Annotated in this window: 7 protein-coding genes; 2 read left to right on the forward strand and 5 right to left on the reverse strand. The window is 64.8% G+C overall.

Annotated features, from left to right (window positions below):
• Window positions 1-2 precede the first annotated feature (2 nt).
• Both HNW77_RS09380 and HNW77_RS09385 read right to left on the reverse strand, forming a co-directional pair.
• On the reverse strand, window positions 3-1,586 hold the full coding sequence (locus HNW77_RS09380; RefSeq protein ID WP_172157181.1) for a DegQ family serine endoprotease: 1,584 nt from the start codon (window positions 1,584-1,586) through the stop codon (window positions 3-5).
• Between the two features lie 80 nt (window positions 1,587-1,666).
• Window positions 1,667-2,818, reverse strand: coding sequence for an OpgC family protein (locus HNW77_RS09385; protein ID WP_172157182.1), 1,152 nt, complete (start codon window positions 2,816-2,818; stop codon window positions 1,667-1,669).
• A 222-nt stretch (window positions 2,819-3,040) separates the two neighbouring features.
• Here HNW77_RS09385 and HNW77_RS09390 point away from each other — a divergent pair, with 222 nt between their 5' ends.
• Entirely contained in the window at window positions 3,041-4,195 is a 1,155-nt protein-coding gene (locus HNW77_RS09390) for an Mrp/NBP35 family ATP-binding protein (RefSeq protein WP_241694378.1), read from the forward strand.
• An 83-nt stretch (window positions 4,196-4,278) separates the two neighbouring features.
• Here HNW77_RS09390 and HNW77_RS09395 read toward each other — a convergent pair whose 3' ends face one another.
• Window positions 4,279-4,734, reverse strand: a complete 456-nt coding sequence (locus HNW77_RS09395; RefSeq protein ID WP_187353220.1) for a hypothetical protein — start codon at window positions 4,732-4,734, stop codon at window positions 4,279-4,281.
• Window positions 4,735-5,455: 721 nt separating this feature from the next.
• On the opposite strand from HNW77_RS09395, the gene HNW77_RS09400 reads away from it, so the two are divergent.
• Window positions 5,456-6,772, forward strand: a complete 1,317-nt coding sequence (locus HNW77_RS09400; protein ID WP_172157186.1) for an MFS transporter — start codon at window positions 5,456-5,458, stop codon at window positions 6,770-6,772.
• Between the two features lie 215 nt (window positions 6,773-6,987).
• On the opposite strand, the gene HNW77_RS09405 is transcribed toward HNW77_RS09400, so the two are convergent.
• Entirely contained in the window at window positions 6,988-7,269 is a 282-nt protein-coding gene (locus HNW77_RS09405) for a hypothetical protein (RefSeq protein WP_172157188.1), read from the reverse strand.
• Window positions 7,270-7,402: 133 nt separating this feature from the next.
• On the reverse strand, window positions 7,403-8,473 hold the full coding sequence (gene hisC, locus HNW77_RS09410) for a histidinol-phosphate transaminase (RefSeq protein ID WP_172157207.1): 1,071 nt from the start codon (window positions 8,471-8,473) through the stop codon (window positions 7,403-7,405).
• Window positions 8,474-8,555 lie beyond the last annotated feature (82 nt).

Genomic DNA, 8,555 nt, shown 5'->3' on the forward strand with positions numbered 1-8,555 from the left:
GCTCAGTGGCCGCCCCCTTCCGGCAGGGGGAAGGGCACCCAGCGCAGGCCATCGGCGTTCTGCACCAGGAACAGCACGGTCTTGCGGTGCTGGGTGCGGGCGGCGTCGATCTGGCGGCGCAGGTCGGCGGGCGTGTTGACGGCCGCCTGCTGCACCTCGGTCACCACGTCGCCGGGGCGCAGGCCGCGCTCGGCGGCGGGGCTGTCATCGGTAACACCAGTGACCAGCACGCCTTTCTGCCCTTCGGCCATGTTGTATTTCTGGCGCGCGATGTCATCGATCTCGCCCACGGTAAAGCCCATGCCCGCAATGGCCAGGCTGCCCTGGGCGGGGTTCTTGCTGGCGGGCTTGCTGTCGGCCTTGTCGGTCTTTTCCTCGGGCAGGGCGCCGATGGTAATGGCCACGGTCATCTGCTGGCCCTTACGCCAGATGCCCAGATGCGCGACACTGCCCCCCGCCAGTTCCGCCACGAGGCGCGGCAGGGCGCGGCCATCGATGTCCTTGCCGTTCAGGCTCTGGATCACGTCACCTGTCTGCAGATGCGCCACCGCCGCCGGCCCCTTGGGCTCGACGCCCGCGATCAGTGCGCCGTGGGGGTCTTTCAGGCCCAGCCCATCGGCAATTTCCTGCGTCACGTCCTGAATGCGCACGCCAATCCACCCGCGCGTGACCCGCCCGTGGTGGCGCAACTGCTCGATGATGCCCTGCGCCTCCGCCGAGGGGATGGAAAAGCCGATGCCGACCGACCCGCCCGAAGGCGAGTAGATGGCGGTATTGATGCCGATCACCTCGCCGCGCAGGTTGAACAGCGGGCCACCGGAATTGCCCTTGTTGATGGGCGCGTCGGTCTGGATGAAGTCATCATACGGCCCCTGCTCGATATTGCGCCCGCGTGATGACACGATGCCCGCCGTCACCGTGCCCGACAGGCCAAAGGGGTTGCCGATCGCCAGCACCCAGTCGCCCACGCGGGCGTGGTCGCTGTCACCAAACGGCACGGCGGGCAGGGGCCTGGGGCTGTCCACCTTCAGCACGGCAAGGTCGGTGCGGTCATCATGGCCGAGCAGGCGGGCCTTGAGCACGGTGTTGTCCTGCAGCGTGATGGTGATCTGGTCGGCATGGCGCACGACGTGGTTGTTGGTCACGATCACGCCCGAGGGGTCGATGATGAAGCCCGAGCCCAGCGCCTGCATCTTGCGCGGCGGCGCGTTGGGGCTGTCCTGGCGGTTCATGAAGTCGTGGAAGAACTTCTCGAACGGCGACCCTTCGGGGAAGTTGGGTACCTGCGGCGTGCTGTCGCCATCATCGCCGTCGTCATCGTCCTCGCCGGGGCGGACCATCTCGGTGGTGGAGACGTTCACCACGGCGGGCAAAAGCCTTGCGGCCAGGTCGGCGAAGCTGTCGGGCATGTTGCGCCCCTCGCCGGGCAGGCGCAGCGGCGCCGGGGGAGTAGCCGGCGTGGCGGGGGCCGGAACGGGCGTCGAGGCCGGGGCGGGATCGGCCGCGCGGGCGGCCTGGGCCCCAAGGGCCGTGACCAGCCCCATGGCAAGGCAGGATCGGGAAAAGACTGCGGCGCGAAAGGACATGGGGCTCTTACATCCTGCTGAACGGGATCGATCGGACGGGCACCTATATCACGCCCTTTACGGGGGCGGAAACCACGGCTTCAGCCCCGGCATAGCGGAGCGCCCGCAGGCATGGCGGCCGCCCGGCCCTGCCGTGCCGCCACGCGCTGGCGTTCCTTCACCCTTGCCACGGCCAGCAGCACGTAAAATCCCGCCACGTTCACCGCCACCTGCATCATCCAGCCCGTGCCGAAACTGGTCAGCACCAGCCGCCCGTACAGGTCGACCAGCGTGCCCGCGGTGAAGATTTCAAGCGAATGGCGGCCAAACAGCGCCATGAGCTGGCCCGGCCGCGTATTGGCCCACACGCTCGCGCGCGGCGAGGACTGCACGAGGTAGAACAGCGCCAGCACATCCACCAGCCGCCACGGCGAGAGGATCATCTTGTCCGGCAGCGCCATGACCACGGGCCTCAGGTCGGCAAAGCCCCAGTCCGTCCACGGAAAGGACTGCACGGCGGAGAACAGCAGGTAGAGCGCGCACAGGCCCGCAAGCGGCCGCGAGCGCGGCAGGCTGCCATCATGCCGGCCCGCAACCCGGGCGGCGCACACGCCCAGCACGAACAGGAACTGCCAGGCCAGCGGGTCGAAATACCAGCCATCAGGATCGAGCCAGTTGGGAAAGTTCAGCCGCGGGTCGTAATTGACCCCCAGCCACACCGCCGCACTCAGCCCCAGCACCACCGGCGTGCCCACCCCGCGCAGCAGGGCGTAAAGCGGAGCAAAGCCCAGCAGCAGCACGATATAGAGCGGCAGGATGTTGAGGTTGCCCGGCAGCGCCACGAGCGAGAGCACCCGCCAGACCGAATCAAGCCCGTGCGCCAGTTCCGGCTCCAGAAAATCAACCGGCACCGGCCAGAAATGCCGCCAGATGCGGATGGTGGCAATACACACCACCACCATCACGATCTGGAACACGTAAAGCTGCCAGCACCGCCGCCCGATGCGGGCCAGCACGTCAGGCACCGGCTTTTTGGCAAAGGCCCGGCCATAGGCCAGCCATGAGGCATAGCCCGCCAGCAGCACGAACACCTCGGCCGCATCGGCAAAGCCGATATTGCGCATGGTAAAGCGGTTGAGCCAGTTCTGGGGGATATGGTCGATGCACATCATGAGCAGGGCCACCCCGCGCAGGGCGTCGATCCGGTGGTCGCGCCGGTGCGGGGCCGCCGCCCGCTCACTTGAAATGCCCATGATGTTCCCTGCCTGCCCCAACACGATGCGCCCGGCCCATGCCCGGTGCCGCCTGATGAGCGTAAAGCAGCAAATCAGATCGCAAACCATTCTCATCATGGCAGGGATGCCCCGCAACACTGTCATGGCGGCGCGATGGGCGGGTGCGCACCGTTTCATGACTCGACCACCCTGCCTCACCCCTTCTATACCCGCACGGGCAAGAGAGCAGGGAGCGCAACCATGACCAGTCCCGACCGGGCAACCCTAGAAACCGTTCTGCGCCAGGTGCGTACGGACGATCATGCCGCAAGCGTTGCGGAACTGGGCAGCCTTGATGCCTTCATGGTGCGCGATGGCGTGCTCCATGTCGCCCTGGCCACCGACCGGGCGCGGGCCGAACGCCTGCAGCCCCTGCTGCCTGCACTCGAACGTGCCCTTGTCGCGGCAGTTCCCGGCAGCACGGGGGCCAGCGTCATCCTGACCGCGCACCGCCCGGCTTCCACTGCCGCCTCCACTGCGGCTCCCGCTGCGGCCGCCCCGGCGGCGGGCGGTGGCCACCGCCCGCTCAACCTGGGCGGCGGCAAGGTCGGCAAAGCAGCCACTGGCCCGCAGCCCGCAGGCGTTGGCGTGGTCATTGCCGTGGCCTCGGGCAAGGGCGGCGTGGGCAAGTCCACTACGGCGGTCAACCTGGCCGTGGGGCTGGGGCTGGAAGGGCTGAAGGTGGGGCTGATGGATGCCGACGTGCATGGCCCCTCCCTGCCGCGCATGATGGGCGTAAGCGGCCAGCCCGAAGTGCGCGATGGCCGCCTGATCCCGCCGCATAAATGGGGCATTTCTGCCATGTCGATCGGCATGCTGGTGGAAGAGGACAAGGCCATGATCTGGCGCGGCCCGATGGTGATGGGCGCCATAGGCCAGTTGCTGGGCGATGTGGCATGGGGCGCGCTGGACGTGCTGGTGGTGGACATGCCACCCGGCACGGGCGATGCGCAACTGACCCTGGCCCAGAAAACCGCGCTGGCCGGGGCCATCATCGTCTCCACGCCGCAGGATATCGCCCTGCTTGATGCGCGGCGCGGTGTGACCATGTTCGAGAAGATGAACGTGCCGGTGCTGGGCGTTGTGGAGAACATGTCCTATTTCTGCTGCCCCAACTGCAACCACCGCACCGAACTGTTCGGCCATGGCGGCGCGCGGGCGGAAGCTGAAAAGATGGGCGTGCCCTTTCTGGGCGAGATCCCGCTGCTTGCCGATATCCGCGCCAGCGCCGATGAGGGTGCCCCCATCGTCATCGCAGCCCCCGACAGCCCGGCAGGCCAGGCCTATCGCGCGCTGGCCCATACGGTGGGCGCGACACTGCGCCGCGTGCTGGAGAAAAAGCAGTCCGGTTCGTGAAGCCTCAGGTGCCGCCTTTCTTTGAAGGCGGCCTTTCCTGAAGCTTTAAAGACTGTGATGGTTTTTGGGGGGCTGAAGGCCGGTCAGTCCGATGACGTGCCCTGCGGGGAGGAGACGGCCTCCTCGCCTTCATCCGATCCGTCAACCGACATGATCGCATCAAGCGAATCGCACAGTTTCTTCTGGTTGGCGCTGGCAAGCGATCCGGGGGCGGCGCACAGCTTGGCAGCATCGGGCACGCAGGATTCGGTGGCGTCCTCGTAGTCGGATTCCATCACGTCATGCGCCAGCGACAGGTTGGGGTTGTGCGCGCTCTCGCCCGCCTCCTCAATCACCTTTTCCATCTTGTGCAGGTCATCAAGCTTGTCGAGGCAGGCCTTGCTGGCCATGTCCGGCTTGAGGCGCAGCACGTCCATGGCGCGCTGCACCTTCTGCGTGGCCAGGCTCTGCCCATGTGCCAGCGTGCTCGACGCAACAGGTGCAAGCAGCAATGCAACCGGCAGCGCGGCAAGGCGTAAAGACAGCTTGATGTTCACCATGACCGTTCCGTTTGTCCTGTCCCGACCACGAGGGGCAGCGCGGGCGCATCTGCCCCACCGGGGTGCGGCCCCGACTATGGCAGGAACCTATCCGCTGCGAAAGGTGCGGATGGCGGGCGATGCATGCAGTCCATGCATAAAAATATCATCTGAAAGTTATTGATATAATAAGGAGGAAATCGGAATCGTGTCAAAAATTTGAAAATTCCCTTACATTCTCGAGACTTTTTTAGTATAGATTATCCCCACTGAATATATTTTTCGTGTTTTGGCGGAGGTCAGAAACTATCCTGTCATTGTGAAATCGTTCGATACTGAAACGATTTTGTATATATGGCCAATTCATGGTCTTTCCGGCGTGGGGAAATCACAGCATCGTGCGCGTTTTTCGGTGTGCCTGATGTGTTTTTTCATCCAGTTGTTATGAAAGCCGCGCCCAGGGGTGCGTTTTCCTGCCGGATTGATGGCTTTATGGCTGGTCACGCGCGTGAACAGCAGGTCTGCCAGGCATGATGCGCTGGCGTTTTGGCGCTTGTGCCACCTGCCGGTTCCTCATGCTCTGGCCCGCACGGGCGGTTGCACGCCCGACTTGTGAAACTGAGTTCCGCACTGGTGTTTCCGGAAAGCCGGACTGTGCGGACGCAGCCTGCATCGACGCTCCGCAATGAGGCGGGGCCGCTCGTTTTCGTGTCGGCTGCCTGTGAAAGAGGAGACTCTCCCCTTGAAACAGACAGACAATCTGTCCGAATCAACGTCCCTGGCCGATCGGCTTGGCATTCCGGCGCCCCTGTTCTGGGGGTTCGTCGGTCTGCTGTTCTTCATGATCGGCGATGGTGTCGAGGCTGGCTACCTTGCACCCTATCTTGAGGGGCAGGGCATTTCATCGCGCGATACGGCGCTTTTGTTCACCATCTATGGCGTGACCGTCTCCCTGTCCTCCTGGGCTTCGGGGCCGCTGTCCGACCTGTGGGGCCCCAAGCGGGTCATGTGGATCGGCCTTGCCATCTGGGGCGTGTTCGAGATCCTGTTCCTGACCTTTGGCGTGGCCGTGAACAGCTATCCCGTCATGCTGGCCGCCTACACCATGCGCGGCTTTGGCTACCCGCTGTTCACCTATGGCTTCCTGGTCTGGATTGCAGCCGCCACCCCGCCGCGCCAGCTTGGCTCGGCTGCGGGCTGGTTCTGGTTCGCGTTCTCGGGCGGGCTGCCCACGCTGGGTTCGCTGTTTGCCAGCTTCTCCATTCCGCTGATCGGCGAGATGGCGACGTTCTGGTCCTCGCTGGGTCTGGTCATGTTCGGTGGCCTGCTGGCCCTGCTCATGACGCGTGAGCCCATCGGCTCGCGCCGCCTGGCCCCCGTGGGCACCAAGCCTGCCACGATCTTCTTCAGTTCGATCAGCATCCTGTGGCGTGAGCCCAAGACGTTTGTCGCCATGATCGTGCGCACCATCAACACGTCGTCGGAATATGCGTTCCTGGTGATCATGCCGGCGTTCTTCACCAAGGTCATCGGCTTCTCGCTGTCGCAGTGGCTGCAGCTTCTGTCGATCATCTTCCTGTCGAACATTCTGGTGAACCTCGTGTCCGGCATCACGGCGGACCGTCTGGGCCACCGCACCGTTGTCGCCCTGTTCGGCTGCGTTGGTGCCGCGATCACGGTGCCGCTGTTCTACTACGTGCCGCAGATGTTCCCCGGCAACTTCCCCATCGCCGCCGCCATGGGCGCGCTTTATGGCGCCACCATCGCAGCCTTCGTGCCGCTGTCCGGCCTGGTGCCGCAGATCTGCCCGAAGGAAAAGGCCGCCGCCCTGTCCGCCCTGGGTCTGGGCGCGGGTGCGAGCACCTGGGTTGGCCCGGCCATCGTGACGTGGTTCGAAAGCTGGCATGGCATCGAGGGGATCATCTGGATCTTCTGTGGCCTGTATGTGGCCTCGGCCGCGCTGACGCTGGTGCTGACGGTCTCGCCCGAAGCGCGTCGCTACATTGATGAAGCCGCCGCCCGCGGTGACGTGGCGGAGGAAGTGACCCTGGGTCACTGATCCTTCCACTTTTTCTGCCCCGCAGGCGCCTGTGGGTCAAGCGGGCCTGCTCCCATCAAGGGGCAGGCCCGTTTTTTATGGCATGTCGCAAAAATCAAAAGTTTTTGGGTGCCGCCTTTTTTCAAAAAGGCGGTGTTTTTGATTGTGGGTCTGACGCCCGGCGTGACGATATAAAAAAGGCCGGAACCCTATGGGCGCCGGCCTTTTCCTATGGGTCAGAGGCTGCGTTCAGGCCGCCTGCGCGGGGTGCGGGGGCGGTCGGTGCCGCCAGGTGCGCCCTGCGTGCTGCGCCGGTCGGCCGCCTTGAGGGCGGGGGCGGCGGTCACTTCGCTTTCAAGCTGGCGGATGCGCTTCTGCACGCTTTCGCGCAGGGCGGGTGCGGTATGCGATTTCATGGAGGCCAGCGTCTCGCGCAGGTCGCGCAACTGCTTCTGCTTTTCGGCAAGGGTGCGACGGATCGGCTGGTTATCGGACATCTGTCCGTGGAATGCGCGCATGATAAGGATCCTGTGGACCTGTGGTCCAGGAAATGAGTTGTTAACCGTGTGATGGAAAGAGGCGCAGCACGCACCCACGCCCACCCGGCCCGAGCGGGCAGGGTGGCAGCGCGATGCGTGATGAACCGGGGGCTTACCCCTCGTTCAGCGCAAGCACGTCGGCCAGCCCCTGTACCAGGGCCTGGCATTCGGCATCCGTACCAATGGTGATGCGTAGCCATTGTGCAATGCGCGGGGTCCGGAAATGACGCACGATGATCGCCCGCGCCCGCAGGGCTGCGGCAAGCTGTGCGCCGTCACGGTCCGGATGCCGGGCAAATACGAAATTCGCCCGTGATGGCAGGACCTCGAACCCCATCTTCCCCAGGCTGTCTGTCAGCCTGTCGCGTGAGCTTATGATCCTGGCGCTTGTATTTGCAAGCCATTCCCGATCTTCAATCGCGGCAATAGCCCCCACCTGCGCCAGGCGGTCGAGCGGATAGGAGTTGAAACTGTCCTTGATGCGGGTCAGGGCCGCGATCAGGTCAGGCTGGCCAATGGCATAGCCCACCCGCAGCCCCGCCAGCGCGCTCGATTTCGACAGCGTGCGCACCACGAGCAGGTTAGGGTGTTCGGCCACCAGCGGTATGGCCGTCTCGGCCCCGAAATCGACATAGGCTTCATCCACCACCACCACCGCATCGGGGTGGTCGCGCAGCAGGGCGCGGATGGCGTCCAGCCCAAGGGCGATGCCGGTGGGCGCGTTAGGGTTGGGCAGGATGATGCCGCCACACGGCCTGCGATAGGCTGCGATGTCGATGCCCATGGCCCCGTCGAGCGGTATGGTCTCGTGGCGGATGCCATACAGCCCGCAATAGACGGGGTAGAAGCTGTAGGTGATGTCGGGGAAGAGCAGGGGGGCTTCATGGTTGAGCAGCCCCTGGAAGGCATGGGCAAGCACCTCGTCCGAGCCATTGCCCACGAACACATGGTCCACCGGCACGTCATGCGCGGTGGCAATGGCCGTGCACAGGGCCTGGGCCGTGGGGTCGGGGTAGAGGCGCAGCGTGTCGTTGGTGGCCGCCCTGATGGCTTCGAGCACCTTGGGCGAGGGGCCGTACGGGCACTCGTTGGTATTCAGCTTGATCAGGTTGGCCATCCTGGGCTGCTCGCCCGGCACATACGGGGTCAGGCTGTGTACGATCGGGCTCCAGAAACGGCTCATCAGGGCGAATTCCACAAGGTCATGAACATGATGGCACGCCACGGCAACGGCTGCCGTGGCGGCGCGGCAAGGGGGGCGGAAG

Source organism: Komagataeibacter melomenusus (assembly GCF_013155395.1).
Classification (GTDB): Bacteria; Pseudomonadota; Alphaproteobacteria; order Acetobacterales; family Acetobacteraceae; genus Komagataeibacter; species Komagataeibacter melomenusus.

Bases quoted from the DNA above. Each gene is read 5' to 3' on its own strand.
- HNW77_RS09380 (WP_172157181.1), bottom strand. From the start codon at position 1,586: ATGTCCTTTCGCGCCGCAGTCTTTTCCCGATCCTGCCTTGCCATGGGG.
- HNW77_RS09390 (WP_241694378.1), top strand. From the start codon at position 3,041: ATGACCAGTCCCGACCGGGCAACCCTAGAAACCGTTCTGCGCCAGGTG.
- HNW77_RS09395 (WP_187353220.1), bottom strand. From the start codon at position 4,734: ATGGTGAACATCAAGCTGTCTTTACGCCTTGCCGCGCTGCCGGTTGCA.
- HNW77_RS09405 (WP_172157188.1), bottom strand. From the start codon at position 7,269: ATGCGCGCATTCCACGGACAGATGTCCGATAACCAGCCGATCCGTCGC.
- hisC (WP_172157207.1), bottom strand. From the start codon at position 8,473: ATGAGCCGTTTCTGGAGCCCGATCGTACACAGCCTGACCCCGTATGTG.
- HNW77_RS09385 (WP_172157182.1), bottom strand. From the start codon at position 2,818: ATGGGCATTTCAAGTGAGCGGGCGGCGGCCCCGCACCGGCGCGACCAC.